The 510-nt window shown below is 69.6% G+C and carries 1 protein-coding gene; it reads right to left on the minus strand.

The genetic code is table 11. The features are described 5' to 3' along the window. Nucleotides 1-186: 186 nt before the first annotated feature. The coding region (locus tag IMZ11_RS43720) for a glycerol-3-phosphate dehydrogenase C-terminal domain-containing protein (protein ID WP_305075961.1) at nucleotides 187-510 on the minus strand (324 nt) is incomplete at its 5' end.

A 510-nucleotide genomic window follows, 5' to 3' on the forward strand; every position in this document is an offset into this window, starting at 1 on the left:
CGTGCGCTCCTGCGGGCAGGGTCGTCGTCGCATCGACGGCCGTCCCGTCGGGCAGAACCACTTCACCGGCAAGCACTTTCGCGCCGATCCCGAACCGCACCTGCAGCTCGTCGTACACGTTGCCACCCAGCAACCGCAAGCGGGCCGGGCCCAGGCCGTCCCGCACCGGCAACGGTGGGCGTTGTCTCAAGTCAGCGGCACGGGTTCGAGGATCTCGGCGCGCGCCTCGGGAGCGGCCTGGCGCAGTGCATCGGCGGACTCGTCGTCGGGCTGGGTCTGCGACAGCACCTCCGCCTCCACCCTGGCGATATAGGTGGCAACCTCACGGTCGACGTCCTCGGCGGTCCAGCCCAGCACCGGCGCAACGACTTCGGCCACCTCACGGGCGCAATCGACGCCGCGGTGCGGGTATTCGATGGCAATCCGCATCCGGCGGGCCAGGATGTCCTCCAGGTGCAGAGCCCCTTCGGCCGCTGCGGCGTAGTAGGCCTCGACCTTGAGATATACCGG

Source organism: Microtetraspora sp. AC03309 (genome assembly GCF_020826795.1).
Taxonomy (GTDB): Bacteria; Actinomycetota; Actinomycetes; order Streptosporangiales; family Streptosporangiaceae; genus Microtetraspora; species Microtetraspora glauca.